Consider the following 23,977-nt stretch of genomic DNA (forward strand, 5'->3'; position numbering starts at 1 on the left):
ATGGTACTGCAGGGGGGACCCTGTGGGAGAGTAGGACGCCGCCGAACAATTCTTCAGAAGAACCCCCATCCGGGTCCCGGATGGGGGTTCTTCGCATTTCCGGTGACGTATCGTCAGGGCATGGACGATCAGACAGCGGTCATTGCGAACGATGTGCTCCGGCCCGCGCAGCGCGACGGCGCCCTGCGTGTTCTGGCGGAGGCCCAGGCGGTGGACGGCCGGGCCGCCGTGTCCGAGCAGGGCCGGCTCCGGCTGCGGAACGCGGAGATTCCGCGCCCGGGCGTCATCCATCTCGTAGAGACCGAATCCGGGGCCGAACCCGAGTCCGAAACCGGAGCCGTCCTCGGCTACGGCCAGCTGGAGGTGCCGGAGAACCCGGCCGCCAACCCCGCCGCCGAGCTGGTGGTCGATCCCGCCGTCCGCGGTCGCGGCCTGGCCCGTCCGCTGGTGGACGCCGTCCTGGCACAGGCCCACCGCGCGGGGCGCGAGGCGGTGGACTTCTGGGTGCACGGCGGCCACCCGGCGGCCCGGCACCTGGCCGAGGCGTACGGCGCGGAGCTGGTCCGCGAACTGCGCCAGATGCGCCGGCCCGGCCCGCAGACCGAGGACGTGGTCGTCCCCGCGGGCATCGAGCTCCGGACCTTTCGCCCGGGGGAGGACGACGCCGAGTGGCTGCGGCTGAACGCCCTGGCCTTCGCCCACCACCCCGAGCAGGGCACCTGGACCGAGCAGGACCTGGCCGAGCGGATCGCCGAGCCCTGGTTCGACCCGGCCGGCTTCTTCCTCGCCACCCGGGACGGCAAGGTGGTCGGCTTCCACTGGACCAAGGTGCACCCGGCCACCGCCACCGAGCCCGAGCTCGGCGAGGTGTACGTGGTCGGCGTGGACCCGGCGGAGCAGGGCAGCGGCCTCGGCCGGGCACTGACCGCGGCGGGCCTTCGCCACCTGACCGGCACCGGCCCCGGCGAGCGCGGACTGGGCGCCGTCCTCCTCTACGTCGACGCCGACAACCCGGTGGCCGTGCGGGTGTACGAACGCCTGGGGTTCACCGTCCACGAGGTGGACCTCATGTACCGGGCCCCGTACCGGGCGCCCCGCCCCGCCTAGCCGCCGGTAGCCGCCGTCGGCCGGAACGCCCCCGGAACACCCCCGGACCGGGGCACGGACCAGGGAACGGACGGGGTACGGGACGGCTTAACCCCTTGCCCCGACCGACTCAGCTTTCCTCCCGGCCATGCGGTGTTTACCGTGGATTCAATTGCTGCCGCGAAGATCACAGGATGAAGTCCGTAGTGTCTCGCTCGTGCAGAGTCGACCGCCACGCACCGGCCGGTCCTGTACGGACCGCGCCCGGAGGGTGGGTGCTGTCCCCGGGTCCGGCCCGGGGCGAGGGCGACGGCCCGCAGAGCCCATCGCGTCCGGACGCCGTCCTGCTGCTGGAGGAGCTGGAGCCCATGAGCATCCCCCGCCCCGTCTCTGCCCCGCTGTCGCCCCCGGCCCGGATGTCCAGCGCGCTGGGGATCCCGCCGGAGCTGCCGGCCACGGACGAAGAGGAGTTCGAAGCGCTGCCGCAGGGCCGCTTCCTGGACCGCGAGCGCAGTTGGCTCGCGTTCAACGAGCGGGTCCTGGAGCTGGCCGAGGACCCGGGCATCCCGCTGCTGGAGCGGGCGAAGTTCCTGGCGATCTTCGCGAGCAACCTGGACGAGTTCTTCATGGTCCGGGTGGCCGGCCTCAAGCGCCGGATCGCCACCGGCGTCGCCACGCGCAGTGCCTCCGGCCTCCAGCCGCGCGAGGTGCTGGACCTGATCTGGACCCGCTCGCGCGAGCTGATGGCCCGCCACGCCGCCGCCTTCCAGCAGGAGGTGCTGCCGGACCTCGCCACCGAGGGCATCGAGCTGGTCCGCTGGTCGGAGCTGGCCGAGAAGGAGCAGGCCCGGCTGCACACGCTGTTCCGGCAGAAGATCTTCCCCGTGCTGACCCCGCTGGCCGTCGACCCGGCGCACCCCTTCCCGTACATATCGGGACTCTCGCTGAACCTGGCCGTCGTGGTGCGCAACCCGGTCTCCGGGCACAAGCACTTCGCGCGGGTCAAGGTGCCGCAGTCGCTGGCCCGCTTCCTGGAGGCCTCGCCCCAGCGGTACGTCCCGCTGGAGGACGTCATGGGCGCCCACCTGGAGGAGCTCTTCCCGGGGATGGAGGTGCTGGCCCACCACGCCTTCCGCGTCACCCGCAACGAGGACCTGGAGGTGGAGGAGGACGACACCGAGAACATCCTCAAGGCCCTGGAGAAGGAGCTGATGCGGCGGCGCTTCGGCCCGCCGGTCCGGCTGGAGGTCGAGGAGTCGATCGACCCGTACATCCTGGACCTGCTGGTGCGGGAGCTGAACATCACCGAGGCGGAGGTCTTCCCGCTGCCCGGGCCGCTGGACCTGACCGGGCTGTTCGGGATCGCCGAGCTGGACCGCCCGGAGCTCAGGTACCCGAAGTTCGTGGCCGGCACGGCCCGCGGGCTGACCGACGTCGAGTCGGCCTCCCAGCCGGACATCTTCGCCGCGATGCGCGAGCGCGACGTCCTGCTGCACCACCCGTACGACAGCTTCTCCACCTCGGTGCAGGCCTTCCTGGAGCAGGCCGCCGCCGACCCGGACGTGCTGGCGATCAAGCAGACCCTGTACCGCACCTCCGGCGACTCGCCGATCGTCGACGCGCTGATCGACGCGGCCGAGTCCGGCAAGCAGGTGCTGGTGCTGGTCGAGATCAAGGCGCGCTTCGACGAGCAGGCCAACATCAAGTGGGCCCGCAAGCTGGAGGAGTCCGGCTGCCACGTGGTGTACGGCCTGGTCGGGCTGAAGACGCACTGCAAGCTCTCGCTGGTGGTCCGGCAGGAGGGCGACACCCTGCGCCGCTACTCGCACGTCGGCACCGGCAACTACCACCCGAAGACGGCCCGGCTGTACGAGGACCTCGGTCTGCTCACCTCCGACCCGCAGGTCGGCGCGGACCTCTCCGACCTGTTCAACCGGCTCTCCGGCTACTCGCGCCGCGAGTCCTACCGCCGTCTGCTGACCGCCCCGCGCGGCCTGCGCGACGGGCTGGTCGCGCGGATCCACAACGAGATCGCCCACCACCGGGCGGGCCGCCCGGCCTACGTGAAGGTCAAGGTCAACTCGATCGTCGACGAGGCCGTGATCGACGCGCTGTACCGGGCCTCCCAGGCCGGGGTGCCGGTGGACGTCTGGGTGCGCGGGATCTGCGCGATCCGCCCGGGTGTCCCGGGGCTGAGCGAGAACATCCGGGTCCGCAGCGTCCTGGGCCGCTTCCTGGAGCACTCCCGGATCTTCGTGTTCGGCAACAACGGCGATCCGGAGGTCTGGATCGGCAGCGCCGACATGATGCACCGCAACCTGGACCGCCGGATCGAGGCGCTGCTGCGGATCACCGATCCGGCGCACCGCGCCGAGCTGTCCGGGCTGATCGACCTCGGGGTGTCGGACGAGACCGAGTCCTGGCACCTGGGGCCGGACGGCGCCTGGACCAGGCACTCGCAGGACGCCGAGGGCCGGCCGCTGCGACACGTCCAGGACCTGCTGATCGACTCGCGCCAGCGCCGCAGGGCCGCCACCTCGCGCTGACGCGCCCACTGATGCGAGCCGCCGGAGCAGTCGGGCCCCTCGGGGCCCGAAGGGGACCTGTTCCGGCGGTCGGCCACCAGCTCCGGGGGACCGCCCCGGGGGAACGGGGATCTACCACGCCATGACCGAAGCGCCGATGACGGCCCAGGCGGCCTCCACAGCGACCGCCGGGGACATCCTCTCCCGCCACCTCACCGTCCAGGCCGGCGCCTTCCTGCGCGCGCTGCCGCTGGCGGTGGGCGAGGTCGGTGCCAGACCCGGGACGGCCTCGACCGTCCCGTCGGCCGGCACCTCGGACCTGCTGCGGGCCGTCCGGCGGATCGGCGGGCTGCTGCACACCTTCGGCTCGGTCTTCGAACAGACCTGGGCGCAGGAGTCGCGCACCGAGCTGCGCTGGCTGCTCAACCTGCTGGCGCTGGAGCCCGGCTACGTCCGCCGCTCGGCCCGGCTGCTGGGCGCGCTGGACCTGCTGAGCGGCACCGACCCGGAGGGGACGGGCATGCTGGCCGGCCACGCGGGCGCCCCCAAGGCGCGCGCGCTGCTGGACCGGCAGCTGACCCTGGCCCGGACCAGGGCGCACTCCACCGTGCTCCAGGAGCTCCGCTCCGCCCGGCTGCACGCGCTGGCGGACCGGATGACCCTGCTGGTCGGCGAGGCGCCGCTGCTGGACTCGGCGGACGGCCGGGCCCCGGCCGTGCTGCTGCCGCAGGCCGCCGCCGCGTTCGCCGCGCTGTCCGCGGGCGCCCAGCAGCTGCCGCTGCAGCGGGCCGCGACGCCGTACGGCGGGGACGGGCTGCGCCGGCTGGGCGCGGTGCCGGCGTCCCGCGGGGCGACGGACGCGGACACCGCGCTGGCGGCCGACGACGCGCCCTGGGCGCGGTTGCGGATCCTGGTGAAGCGGGCCCGGTACGTGCTGGAGGTGTGCGGCCGCGCGTCCTCCGAGCTGGACGGGCTGGACGCGGTGCTGGACCGGCAGCAGGAGGCGGCGGACGCCGCCGTCACCGCCGCCACCGCGGCGCGCACCCCGCGGATCACCCCGGCGACCGCGTACGTGCTGGGCGTGGTGCACGCCGACCAGCGGCTGGAGGTGGAGTCGGCGCGGTACGCCGTCGGCCGCCGCTGGCCGGACCTGCCGCCCGGCCCGGACGGCTGGCTGGAGCTCGTCCCGGCCGACGCCTGGGGGCACTCCGTCGCACCCCGGACGGTCTGAGGTGGGCGAGCGCCCGCGCACCGGCCGGGCGGCGGCCGGTGCGGGGCACGGCCCGGTGATCCTGGCGGCGGGCGCGGTGCTGTGGCTGCCGGGCCGGCCGAAGAAGAGCGGCCGGCTGGGGCGGCCGCGGATCGCGCTGGTCCACCGGCCCAAGTACGACGACTGGAGCCTGCCGAAGGGCAAGCTCGAAGCCGGTGAGGGGATGGCCGAGGCGGCGCTGCGCGAGGTCCGGGAGGAGACCGGGTTCCACTGCCTGCTGGGCCCGGAGCTGCCCACCCAGCACTACCGGGTGCAGGGCCGTCCGAAGGAGGTCCGCTACTGGGCGGCGGTGCCGTCGAGCGGGTCCTTCCGGCCCAACCGGGAGGTGGACCGGCTGGACTGGCTGCCGGCCGGGAAGGCGCGCGCACGGCTCACCCACGACCAGGACCGGCTGCTGGTCGACGCCCTGCTGGCGGTCCTGGGGGCGGAGCCGGTGCGGGCCGCGGGGGCCGCGCCGGTGAAGGAACAGTGGAAGTGATCTCGTCGCGCCCTCCCCGTGACGCAACCGTTACTACCTGACGTAGTTTCCTGTCATCCGTTCGAGGTTCACTCGCCGTTCACTTGCGACCGGCTGTCGTGTCACTTACCCGGCCTAACTTCGGGACCACCGGAGGGCCGCACGGGCCCCGGACCACAGCAAAACCCGCGCTGGGCCGTACGCGTACGGCGCACGCCAAGGGCAATGCCACAGAAAGGGACACCCCTGTGAAGCTCCAGCGGAACGGCCGCTCCAAGGCCCTCGCGATCGGTGCCATGGCGCTCGTCAGCTCGCTGTCGCTCGCCGCCTGCGGGTCGGACAACAACAACAACACGACCGCGTCCGGTGGCTCCAACGGCTCCGCCGCGACCAGCGCGATCAACTGTGGCAAGGCCGGTTCGCTGATCGCCGCCGGTTCGACCGCGCAGACCGCGGCGATGGACGTCTGGAAGACCAGCTTCGCCGCCGCCTGCTCCGGCAGCACGATCAACTACCAGGGTGGCGGCTCCGGTGCCGGCATCCAGCAGTTCAACCAGGGCAAGATCCAGTTCGCCGGCTCCGACTCGGCCCTCAAGCCGGCCGAGGTCGACGCCTCCAAGGCGGTCTGCACCGGCGGCCAGGGCATCGACCTGCCGATGGTCGGCGGTCTGATCTCGCTGGTCTACAACGTCGACGGCGTCGACAACCTGGTCCTGGACGGCCCGACCTCCGCCAAGATCTTCGACTCGCAGATCACCAAGTGGAACGACCCGGCGATCGCCGCCCTGAACCCGGGCGCCAAGCTGCCGGACGCGGAGATCCAGACCTTCCACCGCTCGGACGACGCCGGCACCACCGAGAACCTGACCAAGTACTTCGCCGCCGCCGGCGGCGGCGCCTGGACCTACCCGGCCGGCAAGGCCTGGGCGGCCAAGGGCGGCCAGTCGGCCAACGGCAGCGCCGGCGTCTCGGCCCAGGTGAAGCAGGTCAAGAACTCGATCAGCTACGTCGAGCTGGCCTACGCCCAGACCAACAGCCTGAAGAGCGCCGACATCAACACGGGCGCCTCCAAGCCGGTCGCGGCCACCGCCGAGAACGCCGCCAGCACCATCGCCAAGGCCCAGGCCGCCGGCACCGGCAGCGACCTCGCGCTGAAGCTCGACTACGCGACCAAGGACGAGGGCTCCTACCCGCTGGTCCTGATCACCTACGAGATCGTCTGCGACAAGGGCAACAAGGCCGAGACCCTCGACACCCTGAAGTCCTTCCTGACCTACACGGCCAGCGACGCGGGCCAGAAGGCCGTCGGCGAGAAGGGCTACGTCCCGCTGCCGAAGGCCGTGACCGACAAGGTCAACGGCGTCATCGCGACCCTGGCCTGACCCGACAGGACCCCCGGTGGGGCGGCCCCGTGAGCGAGGGGGGCCGGGGCCGCCCCACCGGAACGCACCACACCCAGCACCACGTCCGGGGCACCGCCGCCATGGTGCCGTTCCCCCTTCCGGGGCGGCACCACCAGACCGGAGTAGACCAATGACTTCATCCTCCCCTGCCGCCCCGCGAGGCAGGGAACGCCGGCCGCGCGACAGCCGGGTCGGCGACAAGATCTTCATGAACCTCGCCCGGGGCTCGGGCATCCTGCTGCTGGTCATCATGGCCGCCATCGCGGCGTTCCTGACCTGGCGGTCGGTCCAGGCCCTGAGCACCAACGAAGGCAACTTCCTCACCTCCTTCGAGTGGACGCCGGACGCCCCGAAGCCCGTCTTCGGCATCGCCGTCCTGGCCTTCGGCACCATCGTCAGCGCCGTCATCGCGATGGCGATCGCCGTCCCGGTGGCCATCGGGATCGCGCTGTTCATCTCGCACTACGCGCCGCGCCGGATCGCCCAGCCGTTCGCCTACCTGGTCGACCTGCTCGCCGCCGTCCCCAGCATCGTCTACGGCCTCTGGGGCGCGCTCTTCCTCGTGCCGCACATGGACGGTCTGACCAGCTGGCTCAACGAGTACCTGGGCTGGACGTACATCTTCGACCAGACCAGGACCGGCACCCCGCGCAACCTGTTCACCGTCGGCATCCTGCTGGCGATCATGGTCCTGCCGATCATCACCGCGGTCTCCCGCGAGGTGTTCCGCCAGGTGCCGCGGATGCACGAGGAGGCGGCGCTCGCGCTCGGCGCGACCCGCTGGGAGATGATCCGCACCGCGGTGCTGCCGTTCGGCCGCCCCGGCATCATCTCGGCCTCGATGCTCGGCCTCGGCCGCGCGCTCGGCGAGACCATCGCGGTCGCGGTGGTGCTGTCCGCCAGCAACGTCCTGTCGCTGCACATCCTCGACGCCGGCGGCGGCACCTTCGCGCAGAACATCGCGCTGAAGTTCGCCGAGGCCGGGGACAACGGCCGCAACGCGCTGATGGCCTCCGGCCTCGTCCTGTTCGTCATCACCCTGCTGGTGAACGGTGCCGCGCGACTGATCATCGCCCGCCGCAAGGAGTACTCGGGGGCCAACGCATGACCGTCACCGCGCTCGTCGAGGACGCCCGGCCCGTCGGCCGTCCGCTGACCGCCAACCGCCTGCCCAAGTGGGCCCCGGCCGCCGTCGCCGCCGGCTCGATCGCCCTCGGCTGCGGGATCGGCGCGGTCGGCGGGCTGGCCAGCCACCTCCAGTGGGGCCTGATCTCGGGCCTGCTCTTCCTCCTGATCAGCTACACCCTCTCGGCCCAGGTCGAGGGCCGTCGGCAGGCCAAGGACCGGTTCGCCACCTCGGTGGTCTGGGTCGCCTTCATCCTGGCCGTCGTCCCGCTGGTCGCCCTGACGGTCTACACCGTCCAGCAGGGCATCCACGTGGTCGACGGGAACTTCCTGGGCCACTCCATGAAGGGCGTGATCCAGTCCGGGCCCGGCGGCGGCATCTACCACGCGCTGATCGGCACCCTGGAGCAGGTCGGCCTGGCCACCGCCATCGCCGCCCCGATCGGTCTGCTGACCGCCGTCTACCTGGTCGAGTACGGCCGCGGCACGCTCGCCAAGGCGGTCACCTTCTTCGTCGACGTCATGACGGGCATCCCGTCGATCGTCGCCGGTCTGTTCATCCTCTCGATCTGGAACCTCGCGCTGGGCTTCAGCTACTCCGGCTTCTCGGGCAGCCTCGCACTGGCGATCCTGATGATGCCGGTCGTGGTCCGGTCCACCGAGGAGATGCTCAAGCTCGTCCCGAACGAGCTGCGCGAGGCCTCGTACGCGCTCGGCGTGCCGAAGTGGAAGACCATCCTGCGGATCGTCCTCCCCACCGCGATCGGCGGCATCACCACCGGTGTGATGCTCGCGGTCGCCCGCATCACGGGCGAGACCGCCCCGGTGATGATGCTGGTGTTCGGCGCCGACTCCATCAACAACAACCCGTTCGAAGGCCCGCAGCAGTCCCTGCCGATGTACATCTGGCAGCAGTACTCGCAGGTCAACAACGACTTCGGCTACGCCCGTGCCTGGGGCGCGGCGCTGGTGCTGATCGCCTTCGTGATGGGGCTCAACCTCATCGCCCGGGGCATCGCGCGCTGGCGCTCGCCCAAGGGCGGGCACTGAGCGACCGACTGACGTACGAGACAGACGAGAGAAGCAACGATCATGGCCAAGCGCATCGACGTCAGCGGACTGTCGGCCTTCTACGGCACCACCAAGGCCATCGAGGACATCTCGATGAGCATCGAGCCCCGCTCGGTGACCGCCTTCATCGGCCCCTCCGGCTGCGGCAAGTCCACCTTCCTGCGGACCCTCAACCGGATGCACGAGGTGATCCCCGGCGCCCGGGTCGAGGGCAAGGTCCTCCTGGACGACGAGAACCTGTACGCCTCCAACGTCGACCCGGTCGCCGTGCGCCGCTCGGTCGGCATGGTCTTCCAGCGCCCGAACCCGTTCCCGACCATGTCGATCTACGACAACGTGATCGCCGGTCTCCGGCTCGCCGGCGTGAAGAAGAAGGCCGTGCTGGACGAGGTGGTGGAGCGCTCGCTGAAGGGCGCCAACCTCTGGAAAGAGGTCCACAACCGGCTGAACAAGCCGGGGGCCGGCCTCTCCGGCGGTCAGCAGCAGCGCCTGTGCATCGCCCGCGCCATCGCGGTCGAGCCCCAGGTCCTGCTGATGGACGAGCCCTGCTCCGCGCTCGACCCGATCTCCACCCTCGCCATCGAGGACCTGATCGGCGAGCTGAAGGAGCAGTTCACCATCGTCATCGTGACCCACAACATGCAGCAGGCGGCCCGCGTCAGCGACCGCACCGCCTTCTTCAACCTGGCCGGCGTCGGCCAGCCGGGCAAGCTGGTCGAGCTGGACGACACCCAGCGGATCTTCTCCAACCCGCAGGTCCAGGCGACCGAGGACTACATCTCCGGCCGCTTCGGCTAGACCGGCCCCGTCACGGGCGGCGCCCCGGCGCCGAGCGGCGTGACGGACCGCGAGCTGTCCCGTGGTGCTGCATGGCGGTGCCGCCACGGGGCATGGAAAAGGGCCCGCCCCCGAGATGTGGGGGCGGGCCCTGTCCGTTCGTGCGTCCTGCTCCGCGCGTCCTGCTCCGTGCGTCCCGCGGGGCCGTCAGCCCCAGAACAGGTGGGCGAACCAGTACACCAGCGCCGCGACGAGCGCGGCCGCCGGCATCGTGATGAACCAGCCGAGCACGATGTTCTTCGCGACGCCCCAGCGCACCGCGCGGATCCGCTTGGTGGCCCCCGCGCCCATGATCGCCGCGGTGATCACGTGGGTGGTGGAGATCGGCGCCTTGAAGACGAACGAGGTGACGTACATGACCGTGGCGGCGGTGGCCTCGGCCGCGAAGCCCTGCGGCGGGTCCAGCTCGATGATCTTGCGTCCGAGCGTCCGCATGATCCGCCAGCCGCCCGCGTAGGTGCCCAGCGAGAGCATGGTCGCGCAGGAGATCTTCACCCAGACCGGGATCCCGTTGCCGGACTGGTGGCCGGAGATGGTGAGCGCCATCACCACGATGCCCATGGTCTTCTGGGCGTCCTGGAGACCGTGCGCCAGCGCCATCGCGGCGGCCGAGGCGGTCTGGGCGACCCGGAAGTTGCGCTTGGCCTTGTGCGGGTTGGCCCGGCGGAAGATCCACAGGATCGCCAGCATCACCAGGAAGCCGCCGACCAGGCCGACCACCGGCGAGACGATCATCGGGATGACGATCTTGTCGAGGACCCCGCTCCAGATCACGTCGATGCCGCCGGCCATCGCCGCGCCCACCATGCCGCCGAACAGCGCGTGCGAGGAGGAGGACGGCAGGCCGAAGTACCAGGTGACCAGGTTCCAGGCGATCGCCCCGACCAGGGCGGCGAACAGGATCACCATGCCCTTGTCGCCGGTGGGGGTCTCGATGATCCCCTTGGAGACGGTGTGCGCCACGCCGCTGCCGAGGAACGCGCCGGCCAGGTTCATCACCGCGGCCATCGCCAGCGCCGCCCGGGGGGTGAGCGCCCGGGTGGAGACCGAGGTGGCGATCGCGTTCGCCGAGTCGTGGAAGCCGTTGGTGTACGTGAAGAAGAACGCAACGCCGACGACGGCGATGAGTGCTGCCATGTCCACGAGGGTCAGGACTCCTTGACGGCGATGGTCTCCACCGTGTTGGCGACGTGTTCGAACGCGTCCGCCGCCTCCTCAAGGACGTCCACGACCTGCTTGAGCTTGAGGACCTCGATGGCGTCGTACTGACCGGAGAACAGGTGGGCGAGCAGCTTGCGGTGGATCTGGTCGGCCTGGTTCTCCAGCCGGTTGACCTCGATCCAGTACTCGGTGAGGTTGGACATGCTGCGCAGGTTCGGCATCGCCTCGGCGGTGAGCTCCGCGGCGCGCGCCAGCACCTCGATCTGCTGCTCGATGCCCTTCGGCAGGGTCTGGATGTCGTAGAGGACGACCAGGTCGACGGCCTCCTCCATGAAGTCCATGATGTCGTCCAGCGACGAGGCGAGGCTGTAGATGTCCTCGCGGTCGAAGGGCGTGATGAAGGACGAGTTCAGCTGGTGGAAGACGGCGTGGGTGGTGTCGTCCCCGGCGTGCTCGGCGGCGCGCATGCGCTCGACGATCTCCGCACGGGCCGACACGTCTGATCCCAGCAGCTCCAAGAGGAGCTTCGATCCGACGACGAGGTTCTCCGCCGCGGCGGCGAACATGTCGTAGAAGCTCGTCTCCTTCGGGGTCAGGCTAAAACGCACGGAAATCTCCGATGTGCGGGGTAGGGACTGAACGATGCTAGGTGCAACCAAGCGCAATCACGCAAACGGGGGGCCGGGGAAGGAGCCGGAAGCTCCCCTTCCGTTCGGCTGCCGCACCGGCTGATCCGGACCGCACCGCCACGTGCGGACTGGAGCCCTCAGTCTGACGGAACCTCGCCCGGATTGTCCCCGTCGTGCGTACGGAAGACCGGGGCGCCGCTCAGACGGGTGAACCGCCGGGCACCCCCGCTCCCGGCCCCGCGGCACGTGCCGGGTCGGCCGTCGGAACACCACGGAGGGCCCCGGTGTTGGACACTGGTGGCCGACGCAGCCACCAGGCACTGAGACGAAGGCGGGGCCGATGACCACCACGCAAGCGCGCACCGAGCCGGAGCACGCGCAGGGGACCGACCCGCACGCCGGCCACGCCCCGGCCGGGCACCACGGCCCGCACGGCTACAGCGCGCAGAAGGACGCCCACCTCAAGCGGCTGCGCCGGATCGAGGGCCAGATCCGCGGCCTCCAGCGCATGGTGGACGAGGACGTCTACTGCATCGACGTGCTCACCCAGGTCTCGGCCGGCACCAAGGCGCTGCAGTCCTTCGCGCTCTCCCTGCTGGAGGAGCACCTGCGGCACTGCGTCGCCGCGGCCGCCGAGGAGGGCGGCGCCGAACTGGACGCCAAGGTGGCCGAGGCCACCGCCGCGATCAGCCGCCTGCTGCGCAGCTGAGCCGCCGGCCGTCCGCCGCTCCGGGGCCCGCCGCGCGGGCCCCGCTAGCCGTCGGCCTCCCGGTCGGCCTGCCCGGGTTCGCTCCGGTCCAGCAGCACCTCGTCGATCCGCTCGGTCGGCAGCCGGTCGCCGGAGCTGGCCGTCGCGGCGATCATCAGCTCCCCGGCCAGATCGATCTCGTCGAGGGCCGCGTCGTCGTGGCCGCCGCTGCGGCCGCCCGTGGACGACACCACCTGCACCACCCCTTCAGTGCCTCGCCAGCCCGGGCGGCAGCCACCCGGAGCCCAGCCTAGGCACTCCGGGGCCCGTCCACATGGCACGGACGGGCCATCTCGGCACCGCCGAAACGGGTGGCCGTCGCTCCCCGGACGGCCACCCGCCCCGGCCGCACCCCGTCTCGCCCCGGCAGCCCGGGAGCATCGGACCCGCCCTACTTCGGGCTCTCCGTGGGCTTCATCTGGTAGATGTCCGAGGCCGCGGGCTCGGCCGCCTCCACCGGCTTGCCGAAGTCCGCCAACGAGGTCGTCGACGTCACCTTCACCTGGTCCTTGGGCTCCTTCGACCCGGCCACCCCGGCGAAGGTGAACACCTCGACCACCTTGCGCAGCCGGCCCTGGTCGTCCAGCCAGGCGTCGTACGGGACCTCCTTGACGGTGAAGGTCTGCGCGCCCGTCCGCAGGCCGTCCCCGCCCCGCCCGCCGGTCGCGTCGGCGGCCTTCGCCAGGTCCAGGGTGCCCCGGTAGTGGTGCAGCGCGACGCCGTCGACGGTCTCGGTGCCCACCGCCTCCGCCTTCTGCGCCCCGCGCAGCGCCCCCGCCGCCGCGGCCGGGTCGGTGGCGCCGCTGCTGACCAGGTTGCCGTCCGGCAGCTGACGCACGTCCAGCTTGACCCACTTGCCCTCGGGGACCTTGGCGCCGCTGTTCTGGAGGTAGACGGTGCCCGGCAGGACCACCTCGACGATCTTCCCGGTGGTCGCCGCTCCCGGCGGCACCTGGACCTCCAGCCGGCCGATCCGCTTGACGTAGTCGTAGCCGCCCGTGCCGCTGAACGAGGCCTTCTTCTCGGCGGACTCGGTGACCAGCTCCGTCGCGGTGTGCGCGGAGCCGGTGCGGCCGGTGATGTCGGCGGCGTTGCGCACCGCCGTCAGCGGGTCCGCGGCGAGCTGGTCGGGCGCGGCCGACTGCTGGTCGGAGGAGCCGTCGGCGGATCCTCCGGAGCAGCCGGCGGCCCCCGCCGCCAGGGCGGCGGCGAGCAGGGCGGCCCCGGCCGCCGAGCGCAGGTGCGGACCCGGCCGGCGTGCCGGCCGTCCGGTGCGCTGCTGGTCGGTCATCTTCATCCTCGCGACAACCCCCTCGGGCCCGACTGCCCCGCCGGACACCACCGGTGGGCAGAGCTCTTTCCGGGCAAACGAGTTGGGGCGCGAAGGGTTACGGGGCCGGTACCGCCGGAGCGTCGCGCGGGAGGCGTCCGGCGCGTTACGGTGAACCACGTGCACAGTGAGCTGCCGGTCGCACCCGGCACCACCAGGATGCCCGAACACCGCCTCGTGATCAGCGAGCGCGGCTCCTTCGCCTTCGCGACCTGCAGCTGCGGCTGGTACTCCCCGGCCCGCCGCTCGCGCGACCTGGCCCGCCGTGAGGGGGCCGACCACCTCGCCGGGAACGGCGCCGAGCCGGACTGACCGCCCGGACCGCTTGGACCGCTTGGCCGCGTCCGCCCGCGGGCTCAGGCCGCGAGGTCGGACTCCGGCGGCTGCTCCCCGGCCCGCACCGCCCCGCGCCCGCGCCGACGGCCGCGCGGACCGGCCCCGCCGCGGGCCCCGCCGCCGCGCTCGGGCGCCCGGATCAGCGGGGCGACCGCCGTCCGGCTCAGCGCGTGGCAGAACGGCACCAGCACCGCCATCGCGATCGGCGCCAGCAGCAGCACCACGGCGACGGCCAGCGCGAAGCCGCCGATCACGTCGGTCGGGTAGTGGACGCCCATGAACATCCGGCAGAAGCCCTGGAGCAGTGCGAGCCCGCCGGCGATCCAGCCCAGCCTGCGGTTCACCAGGAACAGCGCCACCGCGACGCCCATCGTCATGGTCGAGTGGTCGCTGACGAAGGAGTGGGTGCCGGCCTTGCCGTCCACCAGCACCAGCAGTCCCGGATGGTCGACAAAGGGGCGCGGGCGGTTCACGATCGCGGCGATCGGCAGGTTCGCCAGCTCGGCGACCGCCACCGAGAGCGGCACCCAGAGCAGCCCGGCCATCGCCACCGGCGCGTCCGGACGGCGCCTGGCCTGGAGCCAGGCCACCAGGCCCAGCATCGCCAGGCCGATCAGGATGCCGTACTCGCCGATCCACGAGACCAGGTGGTCAAGCCACTGCGGGGAGCGCTTGGCCAGGCCGTTGACGGCGTAGAGCAGGTCGAGGTCGGGGTTGGTCGTGTCGGCAAGCGGCGTCGACACGCCGCACCTCCTTCTGGTCCACTGCACCTGTACGTTCCCGCCGGGGCCGGCCCGGCGCCGAAAGCTGACGGGGGGCCACCGGACCCAACGTCATCGCCGGGACACAGCGTTCCATGGAAACACGCGGTTATGTAAACGTGACTCAGCGTCCACAGCGCGCACACAGGTCCCGGCCGTCCTGGCCCCCTCGGGCCTACCCTCCCGCCCCGGTGGGGCTCGGCCCGGCCTGCGCGGGCGGGGCGGCGGCCGCGGGCCGGCCGGAGGCCGCCGGGGTGCCGCTCGGTGCACCGCTCGGTGCGCCGCCCTGGCCTCCCGCCGGGGCGGTGGGCTCCGTGCCGCCCGGCCGGCTCGGGGCGTTCACCACGCCGTCGTTGTTGCGGGTCGGCAGCGCCTGGGCGCCGTCCGAGGTGACCCGGGTCGCGCCGATGTACTCCCGGGTGTCGATCTTGTCGTAGCGGATCACCGCGCCGGTGTGCGGCGCGTTGATCATGTACCCGCCGCCGACGTAGATCCCGACGTGGTGGATGCTCCGCGGATCGCTCAGGTCCGTCGCCCAGAACACCAGGTCGCCCGGCCGCAGCTGGTCCCGCGACGGGTGCGGCCCGGCGTACCACTGGTCGTTGGCCACCCGGGGCAGGGTGATGCCCACACTGGCGAACGCGGCCTGGGTCAGGCCCGAGCAGTCGAACCGCCCGTTCTGCGAGGGCAGGCCCTCGCCGCCCCACAGGTACGGGGTGCCGAGCTTGGTCTGCGCGAAGTAGATCGCGGCCGACGACTGCGCGGACACCTCCAGCGGCGCGGTCGGCGAGACCGGAGCGGTGAAGCTGCGGGCCATCGCCTGGATGTTCCGCACGTAGCCCTGGGTCTCCCGGTACGGCGGGATCCCGTTGTACTTGAGCACCGCGCCCTCGCCGGCGTTGTAGGCGGCCAGCAGGTTGGCCTGCGGGTCGCCCGGGACCTTCGCGACCTGCTTGGCGATCGCGCAGTCGTAGGTCGCGGCCGAGGCGATCGCGTCCAGCGGGTCCCAGACGTCCGCCCTGCCGTCCCCGTTGCCGTCGGTGGCGTACGAGCTCCAGGTGCCCGGCATGAACTGCGCCATGCCCTGCGCCCCGACCCCGGAGCGCGCCTTGGGGTCGAAACCGCTCTCCTGGTACAGCTGCGCCGCGAGCATCGGCGGGGAGATCTCCGCGCAGAGCGCACCCCACCGCTGGATCGGTTCCTGGTAGGCCGCGGGGACCGTTCCGGGGGACAGGGCGGAACGATTCGCCGCCTGCTGCGGCGTCCCACTCGCCGCATAAGTCCCTATCGTCACCAGCCCGATGAACCCGAAACCAACAACTCCCGCAGCGACGGCGGCCGTACCGGCCTTCCGGAGTACCATCAGCACCATCCCGACGAGTCGTCAGTCGAAGTGTCCCGGAAGGCGTTGCTCACCGCAATCATCAGAGATACGAACAGTGAGCGCTATCCTTCGTACGGTGTACATCCTCGCGTACGTGTCCGATGCCTCACGACCAATTCGCGAGAAGTAGCCAAGTCGACATCAGATCTGGCCAAGAATAGGTACCGACCCTTCGCGCGGGCCGGGTCCGGGCCCTTGAATTTGCCTGATCGGGCGGTGAGATGGAAATGAACCTGAGCAGCGTGCACACCAATGCGGTCAGCCACCTGGCCGAGGACCCCCCCAAGAAGCCGAACATCGACACCATCATCGGCGGAATCGCCCCGGACTGGGGGCCGTTCGCGACCCTCGGGTCGGAGGCGCGGGTGATGGTCGAGGTCATCATGGCCGTCGCCATCCTCCTCTGCCTCGGCATCGCGGTCTGGGGCGCGGCCAAGCAGCGGATCGGGGCGACCGCGATGCGCGACAGCTTCGGCGCCGAACAGGGCAAGGGGCTGATCGTCGCCGGACTGACCGGCGTGTTCATCATCGGATCACTCGGCACTCTGTTCACCATTGTCTACGGCATGGCGATCTGACGATCGGACAGCAGTAGTCCGACCTGCCTGAGACCGGGTCCCCGTCCGGACCCCCTCCGACGGCCGGCCCGCCAGGACCCCACCCCCGTTCCCACCCTCCGCTCGCGCCCGCCCCCGGGCGGAGGGCCCCCGGAGCCGCCCCGGCTCCCCGCACCAGGAGGGCCGCCGTGCCGTTGTCCGACGACCAGCCGCGCACCCGTACGCGCCTGCCGGTCGGCGAACAGTCCTCCCCCCAGCAGAACCACCGTCAGTCCCGCCCGCTGCGCGCCCTGCTGGCCGTCCTCGTGGTCGTCACCCTGCTCGTCGTGGCCATCGCCATCGCCAACCGGGTCACACCCGGCAGCGGAAGCGGCACCGGAGGCGGCGGCGCCTCCGCCGACCGCGCCGGCTCCGGCCCCGCCCCCAGCGGCGACCAGCCCGTCGGCACCACCGTCAACGGCATCCCCACCGGCTACCCGCACACCGAACCCGGCGCCCAGTCGGCCGCCACCAACTACGCGGTGGCGATCGGCTCCGCGGACATGTTCCGCACCGACAGCCGGCACGGAATCATCACCACCATCGCCGACCCGGGCGCCCTGGCGGGGCTCCAGGGCCGGCTGGACCAGGGCTTCGGCGGCGACACCGCCACCCGCTACGGCCTCGACGCCCAGGGCCACGCGCCCAAGGGCCTCACCTTCGTCAGCCGCACGGTACCGGTCGGCACCAAGTCGACGGGCTACAGCGACGGCGACGCCAAGGTCGAGGTGTGGTGCACCGGCCTCACCGGCCTCGCCGGCGAGCACTCCGTCCAGCCGGTGACCACCAACTGGTTCACCCTCACGCTCTCGCTGCACTGGACGGGCAGCGACTGGAAGCTCACCGACTTCACTCGTAAGTCAGGCCCGGCCCCCCTGCCGGGCGACCAGCAGGCGGCCACAGCGGATGAGATCGCCGGATCAGCAGAGCAGTTCGGAGGGTTCCGCTATGCGCGTTGAGGGTGAGATCAGGAAACGGCTTCCTCGGTTCGGCCGGGTCGTCACGGCCTTCGCGCTCTTCCAGGCCGCAGCCATCGGTATGGCGTCCCGGGCCATCGCGGACCCGAGCCCGAGCCCTTCGGCCAGCAACAACTGCGACGTCCTGCCGTTGCCCGGTAGCGACGTCTACTGTGCCTCCAAGCCCGGAGGTTCGGTCCCCGGGGGCAGCACCGTCGGGGCCGTGACCGATCCGCTCGGGTCGTTGGCCAAGAGCTGTGCGCAGGCCGCGGCGTGGGTGGTGCGGAAGCTGTCGGGGGCGATCGACGGGACGACGCAGGTGGACTTCACCAACGCGTCGTTCCTGCAGCAGTACGCCGTGGTGTTCGCCGTGTCGACGGTGATCACGCTGGTGCTGTGGCTGCTGGCGGTGGCGAAGCGGGCGGTGCGGGGGGCGCCGTTGGCGACGGCGTTCTCGGAGGCGATCGGCTTCCTGTGGCTGACGGTGGTGGCGTCCGCGTTCACGCCGTTGATCCTGTACACCGTGGTGAGCGTGACGGACGGGCTGACCAAGGCGATCGCGGTCGGGACGAAGACGGACACCGGGTCGTACCTGGGGGGCTTCGCGGACACGCTGGAGAAGGGCGACGTGGGCGGCGGCCCGCTGATACTCGTGATCGTGTCGCTGGTCGCGGTGCTGGCGGCGGCGGTGCTCTGGGTGGAGCTGCTGATCCGGGCGGCGATGCTGTACGTCGGCGCGCTGCTGGGTACGGCGGTGTACGCGGGGCTGGTGGACCGGCAGCTGTGGAAGCACGTGCGGCGCTGGGCGGGGGTGATGCTGGCGGTGGACCTGGCGAAGCCGATCATCGTGGTCATCCTGGGTCTGGCGGGCGCGGTGGCGACCGGCTCCGGGGCGGACGACGACTTCGCCCGGGTGCTGTCCGGGCTGGCGATCCTGTTCCTGTCGATCTTCGCGAGCGCCTCGGTCTACCGCTTCGTGCCGGGTTTCGGCGACGAGATGCTGAACATGCGCGGGGCCCGGGCCAATGCCGTGCAGGCCGGTTCGGCGATGATCAACGGCACCGCGAACCTGATGAAGCAGGGCATCAGCACCCACGGCGACCGCGGTCAGGCGGCCGGTACGGGTGGTGGCGGGGGTGCCGGCGGCGGTTCGGTCGCGCCGGGCATCGCCGCGCACGCCGGGCGGACGCCGTCCCCGCCGCCGCAGGGCGGGCCGAAGCAGGGCCCGGTTCCGATCCGCGACAGCAATCCAGCGAAGGGAGGGTGACGGGTAAGTGAGCAGTGAACCGCTCGGCCAGTACGGTGCCCAGTACGCCCAGCCGTACGTCCACCAGCGCCGCACCTACCTGATCGGCAAGGCCCGCCCGAACGCGCCGATCGGCCGGAACCGGGAGTCCGGCGAGATCGTGCTGATCATCTTCGGGGCCTTCCTCGGCATGCTCTGGGGCCTGCTGATGCCGGTCCTGCCGCTGCGGATCGGCGGTCTGGTCGGTCTGCCGGCGCTCGCCATCGCGGCGGTGTACGTGCCGTACCGCAGGCGGACGTTCTACAAGTGGGTGGAGATCAACCGCACCTACCGCCGGACGGTCCGCAGCGGGCGGGCGGTGTGGCGTTCGGACGTGATGGACGCGGGCACCCGGCTGGACGGCCGGGAGGTGGAGGTCGGCCCGCCGCCGGGGGTGGGGCGGCTGCGCTGGCTGACGGCGCCGTTCGGGCCGGACGAGGTCGGGGTGCTGATGCACCTGGAGCGGCGCACGGTGACGGCCGCGATCGAGATCGAGGGCCCGGGCGTGGGCCTGCGGGACTCGGAGGACCAGGAGGCCCTGGTCGACCGCTTCGGGACGCTGCTGAAGCACGTCGCCAACGGGGACGGCTTCGTGACCCGGCTGCAGATCCTGGCCCGGACCCTGCCGGCCGACCCGGACGCGCACGCCAAGGACGTCGAGCGGCGCGGCGACCCGTCCTCGCCGCGCTGGCTGCAGGACTCGTACGACCAGCTCCAGTCGATGGTGTCGACCTCCTCGGAGCAGCACCGGGCGTACCTGGTGGCCTGCATGCACTACACCCGTGACCTGGCCGCCGAGGCGCACGCGATGGGCCGGACGGCCACCGGGCGGCGGGCGCGGGACGACGAGGGGCTGGCGGCCGTGATGGCGCGCGAGCTGACCGACATCTGCGCCCGGCTGGCCGAGGCGGACATCCGGGTGCGCCAGCCGCTGGGCCAGGCCCGGCTCTCCTCGCTGCTGCACTCGATGTACGACCCGGACCACCCGATCGACCACATCCAGGCGATGTCCCGGCGCAACGCCTGGCCGGCCGAGCTGGACGCGACCGACCCGCAGTACCTGCAGGCGAAGACCCGGGAGTCGGCGACCCGGGAGCCGTGGTGCCACGCGACCGCGTGGATCAAGGAGTGGCCGCTCACCCCGGTGGGCGTCAACTTCCTGGCGCCGCTGCTGGTGCACACCCCGGACGTGATCCGGACGGTCGCGGTGACGATGGACCTGGAGCCCACCGACGTCGCGATCGAGCGGATGCTGACCGAGAAGACCAACGACGAGGCCGAGGCGAGCCGCGCGGCCAAGATGAACCGCACGGTCGACCCGCGCGACCTGGCCCACACCGGCCGGGTGGACCAGCGCGGCGACGACCTGGCCTCCGGCGCGGCCGGGGTGAACCTGGTCGGCTACATCACGGTCTCCTCGCGCAACCCCGACGCGCTGGCCCGCGACAAGCGGACCATCCGGGCCTCGGCCGGCAAGAGCTACCTCAAGCTGGAGTGGTGCGACCGCGAGCACCACCGGGCCTTCGTCAACACCCTCCCGTTCGCCACCGGCATCCGCCGCTGAGCGGACGCACCCGCACACCCGTGCACCCGCACACCCGTACGTCCGTCCACCGCTGACCCGTCAGGAGCCCGCCCATGGCGCTCGGCAACCTCTCCGAGGCGTTCACCAGCCTGATGTTCGGCAAGGTGGAGACCACCCGTCTGCCGGTGCGCACCTCCACCGGCCAGGCGCAGGCCGTCTACCTGCCGACCGCCGCGCCGGGGCTGGGCGACTCCGGGGTGATCATCGGGCGTGAGGTGTACAGCGGCAAGGGGTACGTCTACGACCCGTTCCAGCTGTACGGGCAGCAGCTGCCCGCGCCGCACTGGCTGGTGCTCGGCGAGTCCGGCAACGGCAAGTCGGCGCTGGAGAAGACGTACGTGCTGCGGCAGCTGAGGTTCCGCGACCGCCAGGTCGTGGTGCTGGACGCGCAGGGCGAGGACGGCGTGGGCGAGTGGAACCTGATCGCCAACGCGCTGGGCATAAAGCCGGTCCGGCTGGACCCGATGGCGGCCCGGGACGGCGGGGTGAAGCTCAACCCGCTGGACCCGGCGATCACCCAGAACGGCCAGCTGTCGCTGCTGCGCACGATCGTCGAGGTGGCGATGGGGCGCGGGCTGGAGGAGCGGGCCGGCTTCGCGCTGAAGGCCGCGCACGCCCACGTGGTGGCCTCGGTGAGGGACCGCCAGCCGGTGCTGGACGACATCATCGACACCCTGCGCAACCCCGAACTGTCCTCGGTGGAGTCGCTGGGTGTGGCGGTGGGCGAGGTGCAGTCCTGGGGCCTGGACGTGGCGCTGGTGCTGGACCGGCTGGTCGACGGCGACCTGCGGGGCATGTTCGACGGGTCGACGACCGACGGCATCGACCTGGACGCGCCGCTGATCGTCTTCGACCTCTCGCACATCGACCGCAACTCGATCGCGATGCCGATCCTGATGGCGATCGTCGGGGTGTGGCTGGAGCACACCTGGATCCGGCCGGACCGGAAGAAGCGCATCTTCCTGGTCGAGGAGGCCTGGCACATCATCAACAGCCCCTTCGTGGCCCAGCTGTTCCAGCGGCTGCTGAAGTTCGGCCGCCGGCTCGGCCTGTCCTTCGTCGCGGTGGTCCACCACCTGTCCGACGTGGTGGACGGCGCGGCGGCCAAGGAGGCCTCGGCGATCCTGAAGATGGCCTCGACCCGGACGATCTACATGCAGAAGGCCGAGGAGGCGCGGGCCACCGGCCGGGTGCTGGGCCTGCCGCGCTGGGCGGTGGAGATCATCCCGACCCTGTCGCCGGGCATCGCGGTCTGGGACGTCAACAGCAACGTCCAGGTGGTCAAACACATCATCACCGAGGCGGAGCGCCCGCTGGTCTACACCGACCGCGCGATGACCGAGGACGCGGTGGCCGAACGGGTGCGCGCGGACCAGAAGTTGGCGGCCGAGCCGGGGGTCTGAGGGGCCTTCTCCGCAGGCTCCGCACCCGGCGGACGGTGACGGTTCGTCCGTAGGTAATCCTCTCGTTACGTTCCACGTCCTGACAGCTACGCGCGTTGACCCTAGGCTTCGCAGTCGCAACACATGTCACACGCCCGAACGCCGCCGCTGTCCGCAGCCGGTGCTCCCTCCAAGGTGCAGGGGAACCCTTCATGCTCACCGTCAGATCCCGACGGACGGCGCTCGCCGTCGTCGCCGCCGCTGGTCTGCTCGGCACGGTCGTCGTGCCGACGGCCGCCCAGGCCGCCGACGCCAAGCGCCACAAGACCGTCAACCTCCAGCTGCTGGCGATCAACGACTTCCACGGCAACCTGGAGCCTCCGGCCGGTTCGTCCGGCACGATCAAGGAGATCGACCCGGCCACCGGCAAGGAGGTCGCCACCCCGGCCGGCGGCATCGAGTACCTGGCCACCGAGCTGCGCAAGGCACGCATCCCGGCCGACGACTCGATCACCGTCGCGGCCGGCGACATCATCGGCGCCAGCCCGCTGACCTCGGCGCTCTTCCACGACGAGCCGACCATCGAGGCGATGGACAAGCTCGGCCTGGACGTCACCTCCGTGGGCAACCACGAGTTCGACGAGGGCGCGCAGGAGCTGCGTCGCATGCAGGACGGCGGCTGCCACCCGACCGACGGCTGCTACGAGCCCGGCCGCACCTTCAAGGGCGCCAACTTCAACTACCTGTCGGCCAACGTCACAGACGAGAAGACCGGCAAGCCGCTGCTGGCGCCCTACTGGGTGACCAAGTCCCAGGGCGTGAAGGTCGGCTTCATCGGCGTCACCCTGGAGGGCACGCCGAACATCGTGACCGCCGAGGGCGTCAAGGGCCTGAAGTTCGCCAACGAGGTCACCACGATCAACAAGTACGCCGCCGAGCTCAAGGCCAAGGGCGTCAACTCGATCGTCGCGCTGATCCACGAGGGCGGCTACCCGGCCAGCAGCGTCTACAACTACGACTGCGGCGCGGCCGGTCAGGGCATCTCCGGCCCGATCGTCGACATCGCCAAGAAGATCGACCCGGCGGTCGGCGCCATCGTCACCGGCCACACCCACAACGCGTACGCCTGCAGCATCCCCGACCCCGACGGCGTCCCGCGCTCGGTGACCAGTGCCGCCTCCTTCGGCCGGCTCTTCACCGAGATCGACATGAAGCTGGACAAGACCACCGGCGAGATCGTGCGCCCCTCGGTCAAGGCCGAGAACCACGTGGTGCGCCGCACGGTCGAGAAGGCGTCCGACATGACGGCGCTGGTCGACCACTACTCCAAGCTGGCCGCCCCGATCGCCAACCGTCCGGTCGGCTACGTCGCCTCGGACATCAACGGCCGCGGCAGCAGCGACCTGGAGAAGCCGCTCGGTGACGTGATCGCCGACTCGCAGCTCGCCGGGCTGGCCCCGGCCGACAAGGGCGGCGCCCAGGTCGCCTTCATGAACCCCGGCGGCATCCGCTCCGACCTGGTCTACAAGGCCTCCGGCGGCGAGGGCGACGGCGTGGTGACCTACGGCGAGGCGTTCACCGTCCAGCCGTTCACCAACATGATGCAGGTCAAGACGCTGACCGGGGCCCAGCTGATCCAGCTGCTCCAGCAGCAGGTGAGCGGTTCCAACGCGGCCGCGCCGAAGGTCCTCCAGGTGTCCTCGAACCTGCACTACACCCTGGACATGCGCAAGACCGGTGCGGACCGGGTGGTCGTGGACTCGGTGCGGCTGAACGGGGCGCCGGTCGACCCGGCGGCCACTTACCGGGTCGCGGCCAACGAGTTCCTGGCCGGCGGCGGCGACGGCTTCCCGGCCTTCGCGGCCGGCACCGACAAGCTTGTCGGCGCCTCGGACCTGGACGTCTTCGTGGCCTACCTGAGCGCCCACAGCACGGCGGCCTCGCCGCTCCAGGCCCCGGCGCGGGACCGGATCAAGATCATCGGCCCGGGCAGCGACATCGACTGACCGTGAGCCGGCTCCGGGGCGTGAGCCCTGGGACCGGGGCGGGT

At 71.6% G+C, this 23,977-nt stretch carries 22 protein-coding genes; 16 read left to right on the top strand and 6 right to left on the bottom strand.

Going from position 1 to position 23,977, the window contains the following annotated elements:
- Nucleotides 1–120 precede the first annotated feature (120 nt).
- From mshD to pstB, 8 genes are all read left to right on the top strand, one after another.
- A complete protein-coding gene (mshD, locus tag ACFU7Z_RS12115; protein WP_380777455.1) occupies nucleotides 121–1,107 on the top strand; it encodes a mycothiol synthase in 987 nt (328 codons plus the stop codon).
- A 347-nt stretch (nucleotides 1,108–1,454) separates the two neighbouring features.
- Nucleotides 1,455–3,632, top strand: coding sequence for an RNA degradosome polyphosphate kinase (locus ACFU7Z_RS12120; protein ID WP_380777464.1), 2,178 nt, complete (start codon nucleotides 1,455–1,457; stop codon nucleotides 3,630–3,632).
- Nucleotides 3,633–3,753: 121 nt separating this feature from the next.
- Nucleotides 3,754–4,842: a CHAD domain-containing protein gene (locus ACFU7Z_RS12125; RefSeq protein WP_074006420.1), complete on the top strand. Its 1,089-nt coding sequence runs from the start codon at nucleotides 3,754–3,756 to the stop codon at nucleotides 4,840–4,842.
- A gap of 1 nt (nucleotide 4,843) precedes the next feature.
- Entirely contained in the window at nucleotides 4,844–5,359 is a 516-nt protein-coding gene (locus ACFU7Z_RS12130; RefSeq protein ID WP_380777456.1) for an NUDIX hydrolase, read from the top strand.
- 227 nt (nucleotides 5,360–5,586) lie between these two features.
- The gene (gene pstS / locus ACFU7Z_RS12135; protein WP_049655979.1) at nucleotides 5,587–6,720 is read left to right on the top strand and encodes a phosphate ABC transporter substrate-binding protein PstS; all 1,134 of its coding nucleotides are present in this window, start codon (nucleotides 5,587–5,589) and stop codon (nucleotides 6,718–6,720) included.
- A 151-nt stretch (nucleotides 6,721–6,871) separates the two neighbouring features.
- Nucleotides 6,872–7,849 (top strand): phosphate ABC transporter permease subunit PstC, encoded by a 978-nt coding sequence (gene pstC, locus ACFU7Z_RS12140; RefSeq protein WP_049655977.1) that lies wholly within the window; start codon nucleotides 6,872–6,874, stop codon nucleotides 7,847–7,849.
- A complete protein-coding gene (pstA, locus tag ACFU7Z_RS12145; RefSeq protein WP_049655976.1) occupies nucleotides 7,846–8,916 on the top strand; it encodes a phosphate ABC transporter permease PstA in 1,071 nt (356 codons plus the stop codon). Before pstC ends, pstA begins: the two co-directional genes overlap by 4 nt.
- A 42-nt stretch (nucleotides 8,917–8,958) precedes the next feature.
- Nucleotides 8,959–9,735 carry a phosphate ABC transporter ATP-binding protein PstB gene (gene pstB / locus ACFU7Z_RS12150; protein ID WP_049655974.1) on the top strand — a complete coding sequence of 259 codons (777 nt, stop codon included), beginning with the start codon at nucleotides 8,959–8,961 and terminating at the stop codon, nucleotides 9,733–9,735.
- Nucleotides 9,736–9,921: 186 nt separating this feature from the next.
- On the opposite strand, the gene ACFU7Z_RS12155 is transcribed toward pstB, so the two are convergent.
- Together ACFU7Z_RS12155 and ACFU7Z_RS12160 are read right to left on the bottom strand one after the other, a co-directional pair.
- Nucleotides 9,922–10,917: an inorganic phosphate transporter gene (locus ACFU7Z_RS12155; RefSeq protein ID WP_049655972.1), complete on the bottom strand. Its 996-nt coding sequence runs from the start codon at nucleotides 10,915–10,917 to the stop codon at nucleotides 9,922–9,924.
- Between the two features lie 5 nt (nucleotides 10,918–10,922).
- The gene (locus ACFU7Z_RS12160) at nucleotides 10,923–11,543 is read right to left on the bottom strand and encodes a DUF47 domain-containing protein (RefSeq protein ID WP_030059626.1); all 621 of its coding nucleotides are present in this window, start codon (nucleotides 11,541–11,543) and stop codon (nucleotides 10,923–10,925) included.
- Between the two features lie 361 nt (nucleotides 11,544–11,904).
- On the opposite strand from ACFU7Z_RS12160, the gene ACFU7Z_RS12165 reads away from it, so the two are divergent.
- Entirely contained in the window at nucleotides 11,905–12,273 is a 369-nt protein-coding gene (locus ACFU7Z_RS12165; protein WP_049655968.1) for a metal-sensitive transcriptional regulator, read from the top strand.
- Nucleotides 12,274–12,317: 44 nt separating this feature from the next.
- Here the strand turns inward: ACFU7Z_RS12165 and ACFU7Z_RS12170 are convergent, their stop codons facing one another.
- Together ACFU7Z_RS12170 and ACFU7Z_RS12175 are read right to left on the bottom strand one after the other, a co-directional pair.
- The gene (locus ACFU7Z_RS12170) at nucleotides 12,318–12,506 is read right to left on the bottom strand and encodes a hypothetical protein (RefSeq protein WP_049655983.1); all 189 of its coding nucleotides are present in this window, start codon (nucleotides 12,504–12,506) and stop codon (nucleotides 12,318–12,320) included.
- Between the two features lie 197 nt (nucleotides 12,507–12,703).
- Nucleotides 12,704–13,603: a hypothetical protein gene (locus ACFU7Z_RS12175; protein ID WP_380777457.1), complete on the bottom strand. Its 900-nt coding sequence runs from the start codon at nucleotides 13,601–13,603 to the stop codon at nucleotides 12,704–12,706.
- 159 nt (nucleotides 13,604–13,762) lie between these two features.
- Between ACFU7Z_RS12175 and ACFU7Z_RS12180 the strand changes: the two genes are divergently transcribed.
- Entirely contained in the window at nucleotides 13,763–13,954 is a 192-nt protein-coding gene (locus ACFU7Z_RS12180) for a hypothetical protein (RefSeq protein ID WP_143204767.1), read from the top strand.
- Nucleotides 13,955–13,998: 44 nt separating this feature from the next.
- Here the strand turns inward: ACFU7Z_RS12180 and ACFU7Z_RS12185 are convergent, their stop codons facing one another.
- Together ACFU7Z_RS12185 and ACFU7Z_RS12190 are read right to left on the bottom strand one after the other, a co-directional pair.
- A complete protein-coding gene (locus ACFU7Z_RS12185) occupies nucleotides 13,999–14,721 on the bottom strand; it encodes a phosphatase PAP2 family protein (RefSeq protein ID WP_380777458.1) in 723 nt (240 codons plus the stop codon).
- Nucleotides 14,722–14,914: 193 nt separating this feature from the next.
- A complete protein-coding gene (locus ACFU7Z_RS12190) occupies nucleotides 14,915–16,102 on the bottom strand; it encodes an NlpC/P60 family protein (RefSeq protein ID WP_380777459.1) in 1,188 nt (395 codons plus the stop codon).
- A gap of 248 nt (nucleotides 16,103–16,350) precedes the next feature.
- On the opposite strand from ACFU7Z_RS12190, the gene ACFU7Z_RS12195 reads away from it, so the two are divergent.
- The 6 genes from ACFU7Z_RS12195 to ACFU7Z_RS12220 all read left to right on the top strand — a co-directional run bounded on the left by ACFU7Z_RS12195 (nucleotide 16,351) and on the right by ACFU7Z_RS12220 (nucleotide 23,933).
- Entirely contained in the window at nucleotides 16,351–16,701 is a 351-nt protein-coding gene (locus tag ACFU7Z_RS12195; protein WP_049654299.1) for a hypothetical protein, read from the top strand.
- Nucleotides 16,702–16,868: 167 nt separating this feature from the next.
- Nucleotides 16,869–17,678: a hypothetical protein gene (locus tag ACFU7Z_RS12200; protein WP_380777460.1), complete on the top strand. Its 810-nt coding sequence runs from the start codon at nucleotides 16,869–16,871 to the stop codon at nucleotides 17,676–17,678.
- A gap of 220 nt (nucleotides 17,679–17,898) precedes the next feature.
- Entirely contained in the window at nucleotides 17,899–18,942 is a 1,044-nt protein-coding gene (locus tag ACFU7Z_RS12205) for a hypothetical protein (RefSeq protein WP_380777461.1), read from the top strand.
- Nucleotides 18,943–18,949: 7 nt separating this feature from the next.
- Nucleotides 18,950–20,524: an SCO6880 family protein gene (locus ACFU7Z_RS12210; RefSeq protein WP_049654294.1), complete on the top strand. Its 1,575-nt coding sequence runs from the start codon at nucleotides 18,950–18,952 to the stop codon at nucleotides 20,522–20,524.
- Between the two features lie 74 nt (nucleotides 20,525–20,598).
- Entirely contained in the window at nucleotides 20,599–21,948 is a 1,350-nt protein-coding gene (locus ACFU7Z_RS12215) for an ATP-binding protein (protein WP_380777462.1), read from the top strand.
- Between the two features lie 191 nt (nucleotides 21,949–22,139).
- The gene (locus ACFU7Z_RS12220) at nucleotides 22,140–23,933 is read left to right on the top strand and encodes a bifunctional metallophosphatase/5'-nucleotidase (RefSeq protein ID WP_380777463.1); all 1,794 of its coding nucleotides are present in this window, start codon (nucleotides 22,140–22,142) and stop codon (nucleotides 23,931–23,933) included.
- The last annotated feature ends 44 nt before the right edge of the window (nucleotides 23,934–23,977 follow it).

The sequence above is a fragment of the Kitasatospora sp. NPDC057518 genome (assembly GCF_042802075.1).
Classification (GTDB): domain Bacteria; phylum Actinomycetota; class Actinomycetes; order Streptomycetales; family Streptomycetaceae; genus Kitasatospora.